The organism is Pseudolabrys taiwanensis (assembly GCF_003367395.1).
Taxonomy (GTDB): domain Bacteria; phylum Pseudomonadota; class Alphaproteobacteria; order Rhizobiales; family Xanthobacteraceae; genus Pseudolabrys; species Pseudolabrys taiwanensis.
Map to the genome: position 1 here is coordinate 491,287 of NZ_CP031417.1, position 19,282 is coordinate 510,568.

Consider the following 19,282-nt stretch of genomic DNA (forward strand, 5'->3'; position numbering starts at 1 on the left):
GAACCGTTCGCATGGCGCAAGCGATCACTCGAGCTTGGTGATACCGGCGTCGGCGATCAGCTTCTTCCACTTCGCGATTTCCGAGGTGACATGCTTCTCCAGCTCGTCCGGCGTCGAGCCCTTCGGCGTGATGCCGGTCTTCTGGATCTGTTCGACGATGTGCGGATCGGAAAGCGCGGCAAGCATCGCCTTGTTCATCTTCTGCACGATCGCGTCCGGCGTGCCGGCCGCGAAAGCGAGACCATACCAGCTCGTCACGTTGTAGGGGAGGCCGCTTTCCGCAATCGTCGGCACGTCCGGCATCGACGGGAAGCGTTCGGGTGAAGTCACCGCCAACGCCCGCAGCTTGCCGCCCGCGATCTGACCCTGCACGGCAGGGACCAGTTCGAACGTCATCTGCACGTCGTTGGTCAGCATGCCGGTGATGACGGCCGGCGTCGTGCGATATGGCACATGCTTGATATCGATGCCGGCCTGCACGCGGAAAAGCTCGCCGGCGAAGTGCTGGCTCGTGCCGGCGCCGACGCTGGCGAAGTTGAGCTTGCCTGGCTCGGCTTTGGCAGCCGCGATCAATTCGTTGACGGTCTTCGGCGGGAAGTCCGGCGCCGTGACGAGCACGAGCGGCACGGTCCCGACCAGCGACACCATGCGAAAATCTTTCACAGGGTCGTATTTCAGGTTCGGACGGCCGGCACCGGAGACGGCGTGCGCGTTGCTCATCATGAGTGCCGCGTAGCCATCGGCCGGCGCGCGCGCGACCGCCTCGGCACCGAGCGTTGCGCCGGCACCGGGTTTGTTTTCGACGATGAACGTGCCGTTGAGCGACTTCGACAAATAATCGGCGAGGATGCGCGCCACGATGTCGGTGCCGCCGCCGGGACCGTTGGGTACCACGATGCGGACCGGACGCGTCGGCCATTCTTGCGCCGACACGCCCGACGGGATGACGGCGCCGGCGAATAGCGCGGCAAATAGAACGCGTCTTATCGTGTGATTTAGAAGCATTCGTGTTTCCTCGGACATTATTGTTGTCCGGTGTTTTACACGAACCGGATGCGCGGCCAATAGCGTCAAACAGTCCTAGCTGACCACGCCGACGATCGCGCCCATGAGGCAGGTTGTCAGCGTGCCCGACAGGATCGACTTCGCACCGAGCGAGATGATGTCGGCGCGGCGTTCCGGCGCCATCACCGACAAGCCGCCGATCATGATGCCGAGCGAGCCGAAATTGGCAAAGCCGCACATGGCATAGAGCATGATCAATCGCGCGCGGGGATCGAGCGCGTCGGCCGGGAGTTTGGCGAATGCGATGTAGGCGATGAATTCATTGAGCACGGTCTTGATGCCCATCAGCGAGCCGGCCGTGACCGCCTGGCTCCAGGGGATGCCCATCAGCCAACATACCGGCGCCATCACCCAGCCCAGCATGCGCTGCAAGGTGACCGGCGCGCCGAAGAGATCGGGCAATACGGTCAAGCACGCATTGGCGAGATGGACGAGCGCAACGAGGACCAGCAGCATCGCGGTGATGCTGATCAAGAGTTCGACGCCGGCCGCGGTGCCGCGCACGATGGCATCCATCGTGTTGTCGGCTACGCGTCCGATCTCCACTTTGCCGAGATCGGTCGCCTCTTCCGGTTTGACCGGCACCATCAACTGACTGATCAACAGGGCCGCAGGCGCGCCAACGAGGGCGGCAATCATCATGTGGCCGGCGACATCCGGAATGACGTCGCGCAAGATGGTCGCGTAGAGCACGAACACCGTGCCGGCGATCCCGGCCATGCCGCCGGTCATCACCATGAACAGTTCGCCGCGCGACAGCCGGTTCAGATACGGCTTGATGAAAAGCGGCGCCTCCACCATGCCGAGGAAGATATTGGCGGCGGTCGACAGGCCGACGGCACCGCTGACGCCCATGCTGCGCTCCAGCGCCCATGAGAAGCCGCGCACGATCGGTGGCAGGATGCGCCAATGGAAGAACAAGGTGGTGAGCACGCTCATCACCAGGACGATCGGCAGCGCCTGGAAGGCGAGCACGAAATCGCTCCCGGGCGACTTGACGTCGAAGGGAGGGGCGCCGCCGCCGATATAGCCGAATACAAAGGAGGTGCCTGCGCGCGTTGCCGCGCTCACCGCGTCGACCCCGCGTGCCAGGCCTTCAAACGCGAAGGCGATTTGCGGCACCTTGAGAAGTACCACCGCCGTGACGAGGGTTACGATGAGCGCGGCGCCGGCGCTTTTGACCCGGACCGCATAGCGGTTCTCGCTGATCGCCCAGGCGAAAGCGATCAGCACTGCGGCGCCGAACGCCGACTGCATTTGCAGCATCTGGAAAAGGCCCCCCGACGGGTGTGAGCGCCGGCCCGTGGAAAATGCGCAATCGCCGTCTGGAAGGCAACCGGCCGGAAGGCCGGACGTGCCGCCATCAAGTCAGGACACCCGGGCTGGTTGCGTCGAAATCAAAATACATTGTTCATAACCCGGTCAGGCTACCGCGACGGTTCGACCATGCCCGGCCTCCGGTCACATATACTTGTTGGGCGATTGGCATGTTCATGATCATGCCTTGATTGGCGCGCGGGATGGCCGGGTTTCGGTCATCCTTTCAACCGGGAGCGAAATATGAAGACGATCGTTCTTGCCATCAGCCTTTCATTGATGGCCACCAGCGCTTTTGCGTCGTGCAAGGGCGATGCGGCCTCCAAGAAGCTCGCGGGCGCCGCGCTCAAGAGCTTCATGACCAAGTGCGAGAAGGACGCCACCGCGGCCTGCGAATTGGATTCGACGAACAAGAAGCTCGCCGGGGCCGCGAAGACCAGCCATATGAAAAAGTGCGTCGGCGACGCCGTCGGTCAGTAACGCCCTTTTTGCCGCTCCACGACGTCAAGAAGAGCCCGGTCCCGGGCTCTTCTTTTTTGGGCTCGACCGGATAGAATTGCGACTTGCTGAAATGAAGGTGCAGGCGATGGCGGACGTTTACCAGGACGACAAGATCTTCGTCGGCAAGAGCGGCAAGCCCGAATATCTCACGCTCAAGTTCGGCAACCGGCACGGCCTCGTGACCGGCGCCACGGGCACCGGCAAGACCGTGACGCTGCAGGTGCTGGCGGAGGGGTTCTCGCGCGCCGGCGTGCCGGTCTTCGCCGCCGACATCAAAGGGGATCTGTCCGGCATTGCCGCCGTCGGCGAGGCGAGGGACTTCCTGGTCAAGCGCGCGACCGATATCGGCATCAAGTATCAGGTCGACGAATTCCCGGTCGTGTTCTGGGACCTGTTCGGCGAGCAGGGACATCCCATCCGCGCCAGCGTGTTCGAGATGGGGCCGCTGCTGCTGTCGCGTATGCTCGATCTCAACGACGTGCAGGAAGGCGTGATGAACGTCGCCTTCCGCTTCGCGGACGACGATCCGCAGCTCGGCCAGGCCGACTCCAAGGGGCTGGTCGACCTGAAGGATCTGCGCGAACTCCTGTCGTATCTATCGAAGAACGGCAAGGAGATCGGCGCCAAATACGGCAACGTCGCGCAGGCGACGGTCGGCGCGGTGCAGCGGCAGTTGCTGGTGCTGGAGAATCAGGGCGGCGGCAAGTTCTTCGGCGAGCCGGCGCTCAACATCGCGGATCTGATGCGCACCGACCGCGACGGCCGCGGCATCGTCAACATCCTCGCCGCCGACAAGCTGATGGCGAATCCGCGGCTCTACGCGACCTTCCTGCTCTGGCTGATGTCGGAGATGTTCGAGCAGTTGCCTGAGGTCGGCGATCTCGACAAGCCGAAGCTCGTGTTCTTCTTCGACGAGGCGCATTTGCTGTTCGACGATGCGCCCAAGGCGCTGCTCGACAAGATCGAGCAGGTCGTGCGCTTGATCCGCTCCAAGGGCGTCGGCATTTACTTCGTCACGCAGAACCCGCTCGACGTGCCGGACAAGGTGCTGGCGCAGCTCGGCAACCGCGTGCAGCACGCGCTGCGCGCCTTCACGCCGCGCGATCAGAAGGCGGTGCGGGCGGCGGCGGAAACGTTCCGGCCCAATCCAAAGCTCGACACGGCGCAGGTCATCACCGAGCTCGGCAAGGGCGAGGCGCTGGTCTCGTTCCTGGAAGGCAACGGCACGCCGTCGATGGTCGAGCGCACGCTGATTGCGCCGCCGTCCGCCCGCATCGGGCCGGTGACGGTGGACGAGCGCAAGGCGATCGTCGCCAAGAGCCCGATCCGCGGCAAATACGACCAGACCATCGATCCGGACTCCGCCTACGAGATTTTGCAGCGGCGGGTGCAAGAAGGCGCCTCGGTGCCGGACAAGCAAGCTGGGCCATGGGGTGGGGGCTCGGTGCCGCGCACGGGACGCGGGCCGGCACCCGCGCCGGAGGCGCCGCCGGCGAGCGGCAGCAGCTGGACCGATGTGCTGGGCGGCATCCTCGGTGGCGGCGGCTCTTCCGGGACGCGCCGTGGCCGAATGACGACGAGTGAGGTCGTCGTGAAGCAGGTGGCCAGATCGGTCGCCTCCCAAGTCGGCAGCCAAATCGGCCGGGCGATTGTCCGCGGCGTGCTTGGCGGCCTTGGCGGCGGCCGGCGCTAAGTTCTCCGACGCTTTAGCAGGCATTGCGGCGCCGATTGGCGTATCGGCGCCGCCGTCGCCCCGTCTAACGTAGAATAATTTTCTCCATGCGTGGAGGCGTGGAATATTTTTGTCGATTCCGACTCGAATATGAAATGGACTTAGGGCCCGTTCCCGCCGATTTAGCTGTTTACAGAAACATTATTCTCCGGGGCCCGATCATGCGTCTCTTGAAGTCTCTTGTCATTGCCGCCGCCGTCTTTGCGGCCGGTGGGGCGTCCGCCCAGCAAATCCAGCAATTACGGGTTGGCTTCATCCCGGTGATGGGTGCGGCGCAGATTTTCGTCGCCGAAGGTGAGGGCTGGAACAAGCAGGCCGGCATTGCCGTCAATCCGGTTGCGTTCGAGTCCGGGCCGAACATGATCCAGACGCTCAGCTCCGGCACGCTCGACGTCTATGTCGGCGGCCTTGCGCCGCTCATCGTCGCGCGCTCGAAGGGCGTCGATGTCCGCGTGGTCGCAGCGACGGTCGTCGAGGAAATGGGCCTCGCCGCCAGCGCGACGCTCGCGCCGTATTTCGATGGTCGCCCCGCCGCCGAGGCCATCAAGGCCTTCCATGAGAAGACCGGTCGCAAGGCCAAGTTCGCGACCCAGCCGCTCGGCTCGGGCCCGAACACCACACTCCAGGTCTGGCTGTGGGACGTCGCCAAGGTCAGCAAGGATGATGCCGAGGTCGTCGAAATGGGCATCGACGCCACGCAGCGCGCGATCACGACCGGCGCCGTCGAAGGCGGTTCGATCCGCGAGCCGGCCTGGACCATCGTGCAGAAGCAGAATCCGAAAGTGAAGCTGATCGCGACCGGCAAGGACATGTTCCCGAATTTCCCGGGCGTCGTCGTCGCCGTGCTTGGCTCCTTCGCCGATAAGAATCCGAAGGCGGTCGAGAGCCTCGTGCGCAACGTCATCCGCGCGACCGCGCTGCTCAAGGACAAGCCCGAGCAGGCGGTCAAGCACGTCGGTGCCGCTTTCGGCAAAGGTCTGATCCCGGAGGACGCGCTGCTCGCCTCGCTGAAATCGCCGCAGACGCAGTTCACGTCGGATCCGCGCCGCATCATCGAGCCGACGGCGAAGCTCCAGGACTATCAGGTGAAGTTCGGTGCGTTGAAAAAGGCCGAGTCGCTTGACGGTCTGTTCGATCTTGCGGTTTATGACCGCGCAGCCTCGGGCAAGTGAACTGATCGATAGGGCGAAGCGCCGGTGACTCGGTTAAGAACAGCGGCGCTTTCCGCCTTCGGATTTGCGGCCTTCCTCGGCATCTGGGAGCTGGTGCCGTGGCTTGGCCTCGTACCGCCGTCCATCCTGCCGCCGCCGAGCGCCCTGCCGGAGGCATTCTGGCGGGAGCTGACGTCCGGCATCTGGTTTTCGTCGCTGCTCACCAGCCTCCGCAATTATGTCGCCGGTCTTGCGATCGGCTGTCTGCTCGGCGTCGGCCTCGGCATCCTCACGGGCCTGTGGCCGGCGATGGAGGCGACCCTGGCCTGGGTGGTGCGCGCCCTGCGCCCCATCCCGGGCCTCGCCTGGGTGCCGTTCGCCATTCTCTGGTTCGGTATCGATCCGGCCGCGGCAATCTTCATCATCTCGACCGGCGTGTTCTGGATCTCGTATTTCGCCGCGCTCGGCGCGGTTCGCTCGGTCGATCGCGAACTGCTCGAGCTCGCCGATGCCTTCGGCTTCCGGCGCGCCGATCGCAAGCTCGTCAAGGTCATCCTGCCGGCGGCAGCGCCGGGCATACTGACAGGCGTGCGGACGGCGCTCGGTCAGGCCTGGATGGCGGTGGTCGCCGCCGAAATTTTCGGCGTGCCAGGTCTCGGCCAGCGCATGATGCAGGCTTCCAATCTGCTCGCGAGCGATATCGTCGTCGTCTATATGGCCACCATGGCGGCGGCCTACGGCCTCATCGATGCGGGCTTCGTCGCCCTCCAATCCTGGTTGCTGCGATGGAAGCGATAATCAAACTCGAGCAGATCGGCCTGGCGTTCCAGCGGGACGGGCGCAGCACGGAAGTGCTGCGTGGCCTCGATCTCTCGATCCCGGCCGGCCACTTCGTCGCGGTGCTCGGTCCCTCGGGCGTCGGCAAATCGACCTTGTTGCGCGTCATCGCCGGCCTGCTGCCGCCGAGCAGCGGCCGCGTGACGTTGAACTGCCGCAAAGGCGGGCCGCTTCCGGTGGCGATGGTGTTTCAGGACGCGCGGCTTTTGCCGTGGCGCAGCGTTGCCGACAATGCCGGCTTCGGTCTCGAGCACGGCCAGGTCTCGCGCGCGGTGCGCCGAGAGAAGATTGCGGCGGCACTGGAACTGGTGGGGCTCGCCGGCTTTGGCGAGCGCTATCCGCACGAGCTGTCGGGCGGCCAGCGCCAGCGCGTCGCGCTCGCCCGTGCGCTCGCCGTCGACCCCGACATCCTCCTGATGGATGAGCCGTTCGCGGCGCTCGACGCCATGACCCGGGAGTCGTTGCAGGACGAACTCGCCCGCATTCACGTCGAGACCGGCAAGACCGTCGTCTTCGTCACGCATTCCATCGACGAGGCGGTTTACCTCGCCGATGACATCGTCGTTCTCGACGGCAAGCCCGCGGGTCTGGTCGCAAATGTTGCGGTGCCGCTGGCGCGCCCGCGCCAACGCGGCTTGGGCGATTTCCCCGATGTCGTCTCGCGCATCCGCGCCGAACTGTTCAGCACGCCGGTATTCTGACGGCCGGCGTCAGCCGCGTCCCACGAACGGCATGGTATTCGCCATCACCGTCATGAACAGCACATTGGTGTTGAGCGGCAGGCCGGCCATATAGACGACTGCATTGCCGACGTCGTCGGCATTCATGCGCGGCTCGATCATCTTCGTGCCGTTGGGTTGCAACACGCCGTCGCCTTGCACCATGCGGTCGGTCAACGGCGTCGCGGCGTTGCCGATATCGACCTGGCCGCAGCAGATGTCGTATTGACGGCAATCGAGCGAGGTCGATTTCGTCAGTCCCGTCACGGCATGCTTGGTCGCGGTATAAGCGACCGAAAACGGCCGTGGCGCGTGCGCGGAAATCGAACCGTTGTTGATGATGCGGCCGCCGCGCGGGCTTTGCGCTTTCATGATCTTGATGGCTTCCTGCGTGCACAGGAACATGCCGGTCAGATTGGTCGCGACCACCTGTTGCCAGGTTTCGAACGGCAGGTCTTCGAGCGGCACCGGCGGCGCGCCAATGCCCGCATTGTTGAACAGGACGTCGAGGCGGCCGAAGCTCGCTTTGGTGACTCCGAACAGTTTGATGATCGACTCGCGCTGCGACACGTCGGTCGGCACGGTGAGCGCTTGCGCGCCAATGGCGTTGATCTCACCGGCCACCTGTTCGAGCGGCTCGGGACGGCGGCCCGCCAGCACCAGACTGTAACCCGCCTTCGCCAAGGCAATCGCCACCGCGCGACCGACGCCCGTCCCCGCGCCGGTCACCAACGCAATCTTCGCCGTCATGTTCGTGTCCTTCCCCGTGCAGCTTTATGTGTGTCCGCCATACCACAAAGTGCCGCCGTCGGCATCCCGGCTGGAACGATGCGGCAACGGTCGAGTTGGCCGAAAGCCGGTTCCGTAAGTTGGGATTCGTCATGGCGCGCCGCATCCCGGATTTCTCTTCCATTTCGCATCCCACGCCTCGCCTCTTTTTCACTTCCGCGCTGTGTATTTTTGTGTGCGCGTGTGCGGCGCGCGATGCTGAAATCGCCGGGCGTGCGCGCTCCGAGCTGATTGGGCTCAGCGACAACGATCTACGCATGTGCGCCGGTCATCCGGCCAATGAAGACAAAGTGCCAGGCGGCGTGATCTGGATGTACGAGCATGGCGCGGCATCGTCGGGCGGTTTGACGATAACGCCGGTGATACCGGTGGTCGGCGCCCAAATCGGTCAGCCGGATGGCGGTTATTGCCGCACGCAGCTCAAGCTCGTGGGTGGCAAGGTCACCGAAGTGTCGTTTGCCGGGGCGACCGATCTTTGGGGCGGGCGCGATGCCGTATGCGCACCGATCGTGCGCAACTGCCTCGATTATCGGAAAGGTCGCCGCTGACGCGCGTCAGCTTGCCAAAGCTTCCGGCACGTCAACAGGTTTGAACGCCGCCGGAGCCTCCAGACGAGCGGTGATCTCCGCGGCCGAGCAGGGGCGGCCGAAACGGTAGCCTTGCATCGAGTGTACGCCCGCGGCGCGCAGGAAGAGATGCTGATCGCCCGTCTCCACGCCTTCGGCGGTGACCTTCATGCCCAGACCGCGGCCGAGGCTGACCACCGCATGCACGATAGCGGCGGCATCCGCCGCCTTCTCGATGAAGCGCACGAAGCTGCGGTCGATCTTGAGTTTGTCGAACGGATAACGACGCAGATAGAGCAGGCTCGAATAGCCGGTGCCGAAATCGTCGAGCGCGAGGCGCACGCCCAACGCCTTCAAACGGACCATGGCGGCTTCCGTGCTGTCGCCATTGCCGAGAAGCACGCTTTCGGTCAGTTCGAGCTCGAGCCGCGTCGGATCGAACTGCGTTTCGGCGAGGATCCGTTCGACGACATCGACGAAGTCGCTGCGGCGGAACTGCAGCGGTGAGACGTTGACCGCCACCGTCAGGTCCGGCCACGCCAGGCCCTCGAGGCAGGCGCGGCGCAGCACCCAGTTGCCGAGTTGGATGATGAGGCCGCTGTGTTCGGCGACCGGGATGAATTCGCTCGGCGGAATCTCGCCGCGCGTCGGATGCGTCCAGCGGCACAGCGCTTCCACGCCGAGCACTTTCTCGCCGCTCTTGTCGACGATCGGCTGATAGACGACGCGGAGCGCGTCGTTGTCGAGCGCGTCGCGCAGATCGCTTTCCAACAGCTTGCGGTTGGAGAGGTCGGCGTCCATCGCCTCGTCGTAGATGCACGCGCGATTGCGGCCTTCGTTCTTGGCGCGATAAAGCGCCATATCGGCATAGCGCATGATGTCGGTCGCGGTGCCGCAATTCCTGTCGATCACCGCGATGCCGACCGATGCACCGATCACGATGTTCTGGCCGCTGATGGAGTAGGGGGCGCAGATGGCCGAGATGATGCGCTGCGCGAGAGCCATCATCTTGGAGTGGTCGGGGCCGACATGCGAGATCACGGCGAATTCGTCGCCGCCGAGCCGCGCGACCAGATCGCCGCCGCGTAGCGTGTGCGACAGGCGTAGCGTGACGTTGCGGATGAGCTCGTCGCCGATGTGGTGTCCGAGCGTGTCGTTCACTTCCTTGAAGTGGTCGAGGTCGATGTAGAGCGCCGCCGCCGTGCCGCCGCCGCCGCGCACCTCTTCGATCACGGCTTCCAGCCGTTCGCCAAAGAAGATGCGGTTGGGCAGGCCGCAGAGCGGATCGTGCATGGCCAGATGCCGCAACCGCGTTTCACCAGTGGCGATGGCCGCCGCGGTGCGTCGCATGTAGCGCAGCACGAAGGCGGCGAGCAGGGCGAAGCCGGCGAGCGCGACGGCGATGAATGGCACGACGCTGTTGACGATCTCGGCGCCTGGCTGCTTCGGCGTCCAGGCGAAGCGCGCGATCTGCGTGCCGTTCGGCCCGACCAGTTCGTAGACGAAGTCGTCCTTGGCGACCGGACCGGGATCGACCTTGCGCAGATTGGTCATCCGGAGCTGGCTGGCGATGTTCGAAAGTACGTCGCTGTCGATGAACTTCACCGACATCACGATGGGCGCCAGCGTGTCGAAAGACGGGGGAATATCGGCGATGGGGCCGACGGCGACGGCTGCGATGATGGCGGGGCGGCCGAGCAAGAGGCGGATCACCGCGGCTTGCGGATGGGCTCCGCCGGCGCTCACCCCGGTCTCATTCAGGCGAATGGCGCCGTCGAGCGTCGGATCGCGGCCGCGCATGAACTCGAGCACCGCGGCAAGGTCGTTGTGCGCGGCCTCGAACCATTCGGGCTCGAAACCGCGCCGACCGTTCAGGGAATAGATCGGCTTGTCCTGGCCGTCGAAGACGAAGATGTAATCGTGGTTGAAGAAGGTCTCGAGCCAAAGGCCGACGCGCTGCCTGGCCCAGTTGGGATCGAAACCGAGGCGAAGGTTCTGAATCGCGGCGTCCGAGGTGGCGACGCTCTCGACTTCGCGCAGAACGCGCTCGCCATAGCTGCCGATCGCGCGCGACAGCAATTGCCGTTCATGATCGACGGCCATTTCATCGGCGCGCTGGGCGGACGACAGAACGGCAACAACGATGCACACGATAGCCACGGCAACGATAACGCCGATGGGCACCACGACGCTCAACCGCGCCCGGTCCCAGTTCGTGCTCTGCCGCTCCGCAGTGGTGTGCGAACGAGCCATAGGCGGCAAGTGCAGTCCCCTCAACGCGTCCCAGCTACTCAACTTTTCCGGGTCCACGGTAATGGGGAATGCTTGCCAATTCGCTCTAAACGGCCGCCGCGGCGCAACTCTCTACACGCAAAAATGGTGAATCGCGTGGTTCCGTTAATCGGAGGTAAAGCGCCAAGAGCGCATTCGACCGTTCGGCCGCTGCAGCGCGCTGATTTGGCGTTCCGAAGCGCGTTTTGCTCAGATTTCCGTCCGGTACGGCGGTCGCGGGATATCCATGTGCGCCGCCCGGAGGGCCGCAGACCAGCGCTCGCGCAGGTCCTGGAAATAGGGTTCGCCCGGCTCGATCCGATAGCTCAATTCTGGTTCGCAGGCGTCGCGCCGCACGACCAGGAGATCGATCGGCAATCCAACCCCGAGATTGGATCGCATCGTCGAATCCATCGAGATCAGGCCGATCTTGAGCCCGTCATAGAGATCGGTGTCGAAGCCGATGGCGCGGTCGAGCACGGGCTTGCCGTATTTGTGCTCGCCGATCTGCAGATAGGGCGTGTCGGTCGTGCATTCGATGAAATTGCCGGCCGAGTAGATCATGAACAGGCGCAAGGGGCCGCCCTTGATCTGGCCGCCGAACAGGAAAGCGATCTCGTGATCGACCGACGCGGCCTCGAGTGCCTTGCCTTCGACGTTCTGTACGTTGCGGATGGCGCGGCCGATGCGCTGCGCCGCCTTGAACATGGTCGGCGCGTTCATCAGCGTCTCGACTTCGCCGGTCTCCGGGTTCTCCATGCCTTCGATCAAAGTCGAGCGGACCGACTGGCTCAGCGACAGATTCCCGGATGAGGCGAGCGCCATGATGCGTTCGCCCGGGGTCGTGTAGAGGTGCAGCTTGCGAAAGGTCGAGATGTTGTCGACGCCGGCATTGGTGCGCGTGTCCGCGATCATCACCAAGCCGTCACGTACGAGAATTCCGCAGCAATAGGTCATGATCGGCAAACTTCGACGAGAGGGGCGGTCGCGTTATAGCGGCAGCCTGGCGGCTCCGGCAACTCAGCTCTGGCTTTGCGACCGGGCCTGTTGCACCTGCACGGCTACTTTCAAGGTTTCGCCGCCGCCGCCGTAGCGCGTACCGCGCACCGGCGCCGCGCCGAGATAATCAAGGCCGACCGCGACACGCACATGCGCGTCGGTGGTGGATATGCCGTTGGTCGGGTCGAAGCCGACCCAGCCGAGTTTATCGACATGGGCCTCCGCCCAGGCATGGCCGGCGTCCTGCGCAACCACGCCGTCGGCGCGGCAAAAGTGGCCGCCGACATAGCGCGCCGGAATGCCGAGATGACGCGCCGCGGCGATGAAAACGTGCGTGATGTCCTGGCAGACGCCGCGCCGCAGCTTGAACGCCTCGGCCGCGGTCGTGCCGGTTTGCGTCGGTTCGGGGTCGAACGTCATCTCGGAATGGAGCCCGGAGAGCAGGGCGTGCAGCGCGCTCAAGGTGTCGTCGCTGCTGCCGCTGGCCGCACGCGCGAAATCGACGATGGCGCTATCCGCCTCGGTGAGCGACGTTTCGCGCAAATACAGGCTCGGTGGAAAACGCTCGACCGTGCCGGTGATGATGCCGTGGGTGTCCTGTGTGTCGACCTCGCCTTCCACGGTCACGGTCAAGGTGTCGAATGGACCCTCGGCTGTGAAGGCGTGGGTGATGTTGCCGAATGCGTCCTCGTGCTGGTGCAGCAGGCAGTCTTCCGACAGATCGATGTGCCAGTTCACGACGTGCTGGCCGTCATGGTCGCGCGGGGTGAGCCGCAGTATCTGCGTCACGCCGGTCGGCGGCGCGGTGTACTGGTAGGTCGTCGCGTGAACGATACGGATCCGCATGCGGGCAACTCGGGGTTGGGCCTCTTTGTAGCACAGCGTGGCGTGCTGTCGCGCCCCGGCCTTACACCAGGAATTGCTCGGTGATGGCCGATCCCAGGCGGTTGTTCTCGGTGATGAACTCGCCGATGAATTCGTGCAGGCCCCGCTGGAAGACGCCGTCCATACGGCTGTTCTGCAAGCGGTTGCGGATGCCGCGCGCTTGCCGCTGCGCCGGGCCCTGGCGGCCATAGGCGTTGGCGACGGAGTCGAGGTTGCGCACGATCTCTTCGTAGCAGGCGGCGAGGGAGCGCGGCATTTCATCGCGCAGGATCAACAGATCGGCGATCAGCCACGGCTTGAGGCTCTCGCGATAGACCCAGTGATAGGAGGTCAACGCCGAGACCGAACGCAGGATCGCCGCCCACTGGAAGTAATCGAGCGGGCCGCCGACGCGCTCGTTTTCCGGCAGCAGCAGGTGATACTTCACGTCGAGGATGCGGGCGGTGTTGTCGGCGCGCTCGAGATAGACGCCGAGGCGCGAGAACCAGTAGGCGTCGTTGCGCAGCATGGTGCGGTAGGCCGATCCGTCGAAGCGCAGCGAGGATTCCTGTACCCAGCGGAGGAAGCGCGAGAATTCCTCGCGCGAAGCGGGGCCGTTGCCGAAGCGCTTGAGCTCGAGCCAGGTGCCGTTGATCGCGTCCCACATCTCCATGGTCAGCGCCGTGCGCACCGCGCGCGCGTTGTGCCGCGCCATCTCGAAGCAGGAGCGGATGGAGGAGGAGTTGTCGGTCGAGAAAGCGAGGAAGTGGGTGACGTTCTCTTCATTCGCTTCTTCGTAATGCTTGAAGAAAGCGGTGGCGCAGCCGGCGGTGAGAACGGCGGACTCCCACTCATTGCTGGTGCCGACATAAGCGAGCGGCAGGGCCGAGAGGCGCTGCGTCGCGTCCAGGATGCGCGCGAGATACTCGGCGCGCTCGACATAGCGCGAGAGCCAGTAAAGATTGTCGGCGGTACGGGAGAGCATGTTTATTCTCTGTCGTCCCGGGCGACCGAGCGGAGCGAGGGAGACCCGGGACCCATACTCCGCAGCTTATCGATAGGTTTCGGCGTATGGGTCCCCGCCAGCGCAAGTCGGCTATCGCCGACTTGCACATTATAAACGGCAGACATTGGGTATGCCCGATGTCTGCTTGCGGGGGCGACATGTGATCCGGCCACGCTCATCGATCCAACACCCACGTGTCTTTCGTCCCGCCGCCTTGGCTGGAGTTCACCACCAGCGAGCCTTCCTTGAGCGCGACGCGCGTCAGGCCGCCCGGCACGATGCGCACGCCGTTGCGCCCCGACAGCACGAAGGGCCTGAGGTCGACATGGCGCGGTGCCACCCCTTGCTCGACACATGTCGGGGACGTCGAAAGGGCGAGCGTCGGCTGGGCGATGAAGTTCTTCGGCGCCGTCTTGAGCTTGGCGCGGAATTGCTCGATGGCGACCTTGCTCGCGGTCGGCCCGATGAGCATGCCGTAACCGCCGGAGCCGTGCACTTCCTTGACCACCAGATCCTGCAGATTGTCGAGCACGTAAGCGAGGTGCTCTTCCTCGCGGCAGCGCCATGTCGGCACGTTCTTCAGGATCGGCTCCTCGCCGAGATAGAACTTCACGATCTCCGGCATGAACGAATAAACGGCCTTGTCGTCGGCGATGCCGGTGCCGACCGCATTGGCGAGCGTGACGTTGCCGGCCTGATAGGCCGCCATCAGTCCCGGCACGCCGAGTGCGGAGTCGGGGCGGAAGGTGAGGGGGTCTAGGAAGTCGTCGTCGATGCGCCGGTAGATGACGTCGACGCGCTGCGGGCCTTGCGTCGTGCGCATGTAGACGACCTCGTCCTTGACGAAGAGGTCGCGGCCTTCGACCAACTCGACGCCGAGCTTGTCGGCGAGAAACGAGTGTTCGTAATAGGCCGAATTGAACACGCCGGGCGTGAGCAGAACGACATTGGGCTCGCGCGTCGTGCGCGCAGGCGCGACCGACTTGAGCGTCGCCAGCAGTTCGTCCGGATAGTTCTCCACGGGTGCGATGCGGTGGCGCGAGAACAGCTCGGGAAAGAGCCGCATCATGATCTCGCGGTTCTCGAGCATGTAGGAGACGCCGGAGGGCGTGCGGGCGTTGTCCTCGAGCACGTAGAAGGTGTCGGCGTCGACACGCACGATGTCGATGCCGGCGATCTGCACGTAGATGTCGTGCGGTACGCGCTGGCCGTTCATTTCCGGGCGGAAGGCTGGATTGCGGAAAACGAGATCCTCGGGCACCAGGCCGGCGCGCAGGATCTCGCGTTCGTTGTAGACGTCACCGATGAAGGCGTTGAGCGCCTTCACGCGCTGGGTTAGGCCCTTCTCCAACAACTGCCACTCGGTCGCGGCCATGATGCGCGGAATGACGTCGAAGGGGATCAGCCGCTCTTGCGCGTCGGCTTCGCCGTAGACGGCGAAAGTGATGCCGATGCGGCGGAAGATCAGTTCGGCTTCGCGCCGCCGGTAGTCCAGCACGTCGGGTGGCACTTCGGCGAGCCAGCGCGCCAATTCGTTGTAAGCGGGGCGGATGTCCCCGCCATGGCCTTTCATCTCATCGAAGGCCAACCCCATTCCAACTTCCCCCAGCTTCGGCCCGGACGCTCGAGCCTGCCCGTTGATGGAGCAAAGTTCGCGCCAACCCTTTAAACCGGCAAACAACTCCCTCCGCGGTTCCGGGTTGCCTACCTTTTGAGCGAAATGATTAGCAGGAAGGCGCGTTGCTAGTGAAGGTAGGCGGTCTCTACCTAAATACTACCATAGATTGTGGATTGGCGGATGACTTGCTACCTTCTCGCACGCTCGGCTTCAGGCATCGAAAACGAGGAGGGTGATCATGCCGGCAAAAATTGCGCGGGCATTTCTCTGCTGGGTCTTCATGGCAGGCGCGGCGCTTGGTCAAGGCCAGGCTCAGGCCGAAACCAAATTTGCGGCCGGCCTTTCCTGGGTGAACGAGGATGGCACCGTACTGACCATCACCGCCGTGGCGCCGAATGGGCTCCTGACGGGTTCGGTGACGACACAAGCGGGCTGCGGCGCCAAGAAGCCCCAGGCGCTCACGGGTTGGTATTTCGGCGCCGGCGCCGGCGGTGCGCTGACCTTTTCGGTGAACTGGGAGGGCTGCAACTCGGTGACCACATGGTCCGCGCAGTACAGCAACGCCACGGGCAGTTTCCGGGCGCTCTGGCATCTCGCGATCGCTTCGGCGCCGGCGTGGAACGGCATCGTCGCCGGGGCGCACACATTCGTGATGCAGCCATCAAAAAAATGACGGGGCGGAGTCGTCCACACGGCTCTGCCCGTCACCCGGCACGGCGCTTCCGGTAGTCGCGAGTTCATGCTTTATACGGACTCGGCGCCACGGCGGAAAAAGCCGGCGGCGTAGAGGAGCCTTCATGACCGTCGAGATCGTCACCGCGGCCGTGCTGGTGATCGGCGACGAGATTCTCTCAGGCCGCACCAAAGACAAGAACATCGGTTACATCGCCGACTACTGCACGGCGATCGGCGTCGATTTGAAGGAAGTGCGTGTCGTATCGGACGACGAGGCGGCGATTGTCGATGCCGTCAACGCGCTGCGTGCCAAATACACCTACGTCTTCACCACCGGCGGCATCGGCCCGACGCACGACGACATCACCGCCGATTGCGTCGCCAAGGCCTTCGGCGTGCCGCTCGATTTCCACCCCGAGGCGATCGCCATCATGAAAGAGCGCCTCGCCAAGTCCGGCGGCGAGCTCAATGAGGCGCGCATGCGCATGACGCGTATTCCGCGCGGCGCCGCGCTGGTGGCGAACAAGGTATCCGGGGCGCCCGGTTTCTGGATCGGCAACGTCATCACCATGGCCGGCATTCCGGCCGTGATGCAGGCGATGCTCGACGAGGTGGCGCCCAAGCTCAAAACAGGCGCCAAGCTGATGTCGGAGAGCATCCGCGCCGACGCCAAGGAAGGCGATGTCGGCACCGAGCTCGGCGTCGTCGCCAAGGAGCATCCCGATACGATCATCGGCAGCTATCCGTTCCTCGACGAGACGATGGCGCCCAACACCAACATCGTGGTGCGCTCGCGCGACGCCGAGAAGCTCGCCGCCGCCAAGGCCGCGATCGAGGCGATGCTGGTGAAAGTCAGAGCGCAGTTAGGTGCGGCCTGAGCGCCGCAGTCGGAGAATTCTCGCATGCCTCAGCCTGAGCACGCTCCCCGTCCGGAGAAGATATTTCCGGTGTCCTGGGATCAGTTTCACCGTGACGCGCGTGCGCTCGCCTGGCGGCTGCACGAGGCCGGCCCGTTCGACGCCATCGTCTGCATCACGCGCGGCGGCCTGGTGCCGGCCGCGGTGGTCGCGCGCGAGCTCAACGTGCGCATCATCGAGACCATCTGCATCGCCAGCTATCACGACTATAAGAACCAGGGCGAATTGAAAGTGATGAAAGGGGTCGCGGCCGAGATCACGTCGATGCGCGGGCAGGGCAAGGGCGTGCTGATCGTCGATGACCTCGTCGACACGGGCAAGACGGCACGCGTCGTGCGCGACCTCCTGCCGGCCGCCCATTTCGCCACCGTCTATGCCAAGCCGATGGGACGGCCCATGGTCGATACCTTCATCACAGAGGTGTCGCAGGACACCTGGATCTATTTCCCCTGGGACACTGGGCTCGCCTTCGTGCCGCCGATCAAGGCCGGCGGCGACTGATCGCGTCCGGGCCTGGTGTTCGAACGGCGCCGTTCGTGTAAGCTTGAAAGAGCCGCCAAGAAGAACCGCCAGGGAGAACGACAATGACCGCCGCCGCACGCGACCAGCGCGCCGAGGAGCTTCTCTCGCATCACGTCAAGCCGGACGAACTGCCGTGGCAGAAGCTTCAGTTCCCCGGTTGCGAGATCAAGCCGCTCTATTTCGATCCGAAGACGGGGCTGGCGACCTTGCTGTTCAAGATGGAGCCGGGCGCAACCTTGCCGGACCACGAGCACGCGCTGCTCGAGCAGACCTACGTGCTCGAGGGTTCGCTCGTCGATAAGGACGGCCCCGACGCCGGGCTCGAGGTGAAGGCCGGCGAGTTCGTCTGGCGTCCGGCCGGCAGCCGGCATTCGGCCTGGTGCCCGAACGGCGGCACGATGATCGCGATCTTCCAGGTGCCGAACAAGTTCTTCGGTAAGGATGGCCAGGTGACCGATCCCAGCGGCAAGGACTGGGAATCGACCTGGGGGCACCTGTTATCGAAATAGATTGGCGCGGCTCTACCCCGCGCGGGCGGGAAGATGGTCGCTTGGCGGTTAGGTCCGCCGAGGTTATAGATTGCGCCGTCGCGGGCGTGGCGAAATGGTAGACGCAACGGACTTAAGCGATTGAGTGCCCCCGGGGAAACGCGGGGTGCAGAACTGCTCAAAGTCGGGGAAGCCTTCGCTGGTAATCCCGAGCCAAGCCCGGAAACGGGAAGGTGTAGAGACTAGACGGGCAGCACCTAAGGCCGGTGGCTACGGTGAAGGGATAGTCCAGACCACAAACGCCACCGGTGTGGCGGCGGCGAAAGCCGTAGCTGGTAAGAAAATCCGTTGGGCGTAAGCCCGTGCCGGTTCGAGTCCGGCCGCCCGCACCAAGCAACTCCCTCTATCATTTGATAAGCGACTGGTGAGCGCACGCGGCGTGTCATGCCAGAGCATTGTTGCGTCAAGTTAGCCAACAGCGCCTCTTACACCTGCCAGGAACTAGGTTGCGGCGATCACGTTGATCCTCGCTTAATCCAGTGAGAGGGAGCGCACACACATGGCCAAGCAACCCAAGCAATTAGACGAACTGTTCCACGAAGGACTTAAGGACATCTACTTCGCCGAGAAGAAAATCCTCGTCGCTTTGCCGAAGATGGCGAAGGCGGCTCAACTCGATAAGGCCAAAGCCGCCTTTGAAAAGCATCGCGCCGAAACTGAAAAACAGATCGAGCGGCTCGAGAAGATCTTCGGCATGATCGACAAGGATCCGCGCGGCAAGCAGTGCCCGGCCATCATCGGCATTGTCGAGGAAGGCCAGGAGATCATGGAGGACTACGAAGGCTCGCCCGCGCTCGACGCCGGTCTCATCGGCGCGGCGCAGGCGGTCGAGCATTACGAAATCGCGCGTTATGGCACGCTCAAGGCATGGGCTGAGGAGCTCGGCCTCAACGACGCGGTCAAGCTGCTCGACGCGACGCTGTCGGAGGAAAGCAAGACCGACAAGGCTCTTACCGAACTCGCGGAAGCCTCCGCCAACCAGCGAGCCCAGGCGGCCTAGCGCGAGCGACCTCGCGTAACTTGACCGGCGCAGGCGATTCCGGACAGGGGTCGCCTGGCGCCGGTTTGTCTGGCTGTCGACGATCGTTGGATCGGGCGAGTGGCGGCCGGATTGCCCGGCGTGCCTTGGGGGCTTGGCCGGGCTAGAATTGCGCCGTATTTGGTTGGTGAGATTCGGCACGGCAT

At 64.2% G+C, this 19,282-nt stretch carries 19 protein-coding genes; 11 read left to right on the top strand and 8 right to left on the bottom strand.

Annotation, left to right across the window (positions count from 1 at the left end; translation table 11 throughout):
- Positions 1–24: 24 nt before the first annotated feature.
- Both DW352_RS02225 and DW352_RS02230 read right to left on the bottom strand, forming a co-directional pair.
- On the bottom strand, positions 25–1,005 hold the full coding sequence (locus DW352_RS02225) for a Bug family tripartite tricarboxylate transporter substrate binding protein (RefSeq protein WP_162826728.1): 981 nt from the start codon (positions 1,003–1,005) through the stop codon (positions 25–27).
- A 75-nt stretch (positions 1,006–1,080) separates the two neighbouring features.
- Entirely contained in the window at positions 1,081–2,331 is a 1,251-nt protein-coding gene (locus tag DW352_RS02230) for a NupC/NupG family nucleoside CNT transporter (protein ID WP_115688124.1), read from the bottom strand.
- Between the two features lie 294 nt (positions 2,332–2,625).
- Here DW352_RS02230 and DW352_RS02235 point away from each other — a divergent pair, with 294 nt between their 5' ends.
- The 5 genes from DW352_RS02235 (at position 2,626) to DW352_RS02255 (ending at position 7,304) form a co-directional block, all read left to right on the top strand.
- Positions 2,626–2,862, top strand: a complete 237-nt coding sequence (locus DW352_RS02235) for a hypothetical protein (protein ID WP_115688126.1) — start codon at positions 2,626–2,628, stop codon at positions 2,860–2,862.
- Positions 2,863–2,953: 91 nt separating this feature from the next.
- Positions 2,954–4,576 carry a helicase HerA-like domain-containing protein gene (locus tag DW352_RS02240; RefSeq protein ID WP_115688128.1) on the top strand — a complete coding sequence of 541 codons (1,623 nt, stop codon included), beginning with the start codon at positions 2,954–2,956 and terminating at the stop codon, positions 4,574–4,576.
- Between the two features lie 200 nt (positions 4,577–4,776).
- Positions 4,777–5,787 carry an ABC transporter substrate-binding protein gene (locus DW352_RS02245; protein WP_115688130.1) on the top strand — a complete coding sequence of 337 codons (1,011 nt, stop codon included), beginning with the start codon at positions 4,777–4,779 and terminating at the stop codon, positions 5,785–5,787.
- A 24-nt stretch (positions 5,788–5,811) separates the two neighbouring features.
- The gene (locus DW352_RS02250) at positions 5,812–6,564 is read left to right on the top strand and encodes an ABC transporter permease (RefSeq protein ID WP_115688132.1); all 753 of its coding nucleotides are present in this window, start codon (positions 5,812–5,814) and stop codon (positions 6,562–6,564) included.
- Complete coding sequence (locus tag DW352_RS02255; protein ID WP_115688134.1) at positions 6,552–7,304, top strand: ABC transporter ATP-binding protein; 753 nt, start codon at positions 6,552–6,554, stop codon at positions 7,302–7,304. Before DW352_RS02250 ends, DW352_RS02255 begins: the two co-directional genes overlap by 13 nt.
- 9 nt (positions 7,305–7,313) lie before the next feature.
- On the opposite strand, the gene DW352_RS02260 is transcribed toward DW352_RS02255, so the two are convergent.
- Positions 7,314–8,072 carry an SDR family oxidoreductase gene (locus DW352_RS02260; RefSeq protein WP_115688136.1) on the bottom strand — a complete coding sequence of 253 codons (759 nt, stop codon included), beginning with the start codon at positions 8,070–8,072 and terminating at the stop codon, positions 7,314–7,316.
- A 131-nt stretch (positions 8,073–8,203) separates the two neighbouring features.
- On the opposite strand from DW352_RS02260, the gene DW352_RS02265 reads away from it, so the two are divergent.
- Complete coding sequence (locus DW352_RS02265; RefSeq protein WP_115688138.1) at positions 8,204–8,659, top strand: hypothetical protein; 456 nt, start codon at positions 8,204–8,206, stop codon at positions 8,657–8,659.
- Between the two features lie 6 nt (positions 8,660–8,665).
- Here DW352_RS02265 and DW352_RS02270 read toward each other — a convergent pair whose 3' ends face one another.
- From DW352_RS02270 to DW352_RS02290, 5 genes are all read right to left on the bottom strand, one after another.
- Positions 8,666–10,930 (bottom strand): putative bifunctional diguanylate cyclase/phosphodiesterase, encoded by a 2,265-nt coding sequence (locus tag DW352_RS02270; RefSeq protein ID WP_115688140.1) that lies wholly within the window; start codon positions 10,928–10,930, stop codon positions 8,666–8,668.
- Positions 10,931–11,158: 228 nt separating this feature from the next.
- Positions 11,159–11,905, bottom strand: coding sequence for a proteasome-type protease (locus DW352_RS02275; protein ID WP_115688142.1), 747 nt, complete (start codon positions 11,903–11,905; stop codon positions 11,159–11,161).
- 63 nt (positions 11,906–11,968) lie between these two features.
- Positions 11,969–12,793 carry a transglutaminase family protein gene (locus tag DW352_RS02280; protein WP_115688144.1) on the bottom strand — a complete coding sequence of 275 codons (825 nt, stop codon included), beginning with the start codon at positions 12,791–12,793 and terminating at the stop codon, positions 11,969–11,971.
- A gap of 61 nt (positions 12,794–12,854) precedes the next feature.
- Positions 12,855–13,796, bottom strand: coding sequence for an alpha-E domain-containing protein (locus tag DW352_RS02285; protein ID WP_115688146.1), 942 nt, complete (start codon positions 13,794–13,796; stop codon positions 12,855–12,857).
- Positions 13,797–13,992: 196 nt separating this feature from the next.
- Entirely contained in the window at positions 13,993–15,411 is a 1,419-nt protein-coding gene (locus DW352_RS02290; RefSeq protein WP_115688148.1) for a circularly permuted type 2 ATP-grasp protein, read from the bottom strand.
- 262 nt (positions 15,412–15,673) lie between these two features.
- Here DW352_RS02290 and DW352_RS02295 point away from each other — a divergent pair, with 262 nt between their 5' ends.
- The 5 genes from DW352_RS02295 (at position 15,674) to DW352_RS02315 (ending at position 19,097) form a co-directional block, all read left to right on the top strand.
- On the top strand, positions 15,674–16,108 hold the full coding sequence (locus DW352_RS02295; RefSeq protein ID WP_245434443.1) for an avidin/streptavidin family protein: 435 nt from the start codon (positions 15,674–15,676) through the stop codon (positions 16,106–16,108).
- Positions 16,109–16,232: 124 nt separating this feature from the next.
- Complete coding sequence (locus DW352_RS02300) at positions 16,233–16,988, top strand: competence/damage-inducible protein A (RefSeq protein WP_115688152.1); 756 nt, start codon at positions 16,233–16,235, stop codon at positions 16,986–16,988.
- A gap of 24 nt (positions 16,989–17,012) precedes the next feature.
- Complete coding sequence (gpt, locus tag DW352_RS02305; protein WP_115688154.1) at positions 17,013–17,528, top strand: xanthine phosphoribosyltransferase; 516 nt, start codon at positions 17,013–17,015, stop codon at positions 17,526–17,528.
- An 83-nt stretch (positions 17,529–17,611) separates the two neighbouring features.
- The gene (locus DW352_RS02310; RefSeq protein ID WP_115688156.1) at positions 17,612–18,058 is read left to right on the top strand and encodes a cupin domain-containing protein; all 447 of its coding nucleotides are present in this window, start codon (positions 17,612–17,614) and stop codon (positions 18,056–18,058) included.
- A gap of 538 nt (positions 18,059–18,596) precedes the next feature.
- Positions 18,597–19,097 (top strand): YciE/YciF ferroxidase family protein, encoded by a 501-nt coding sequence (locus DW352_RS02315; RefSeq protein ID WP_115688158.1) that lies wholly within the window; start codon positions 18,597–18,599, stop codon positions 19,095–19,097.
- Positions 19,098–19,282: the final 185 nt, after the last annotated feature.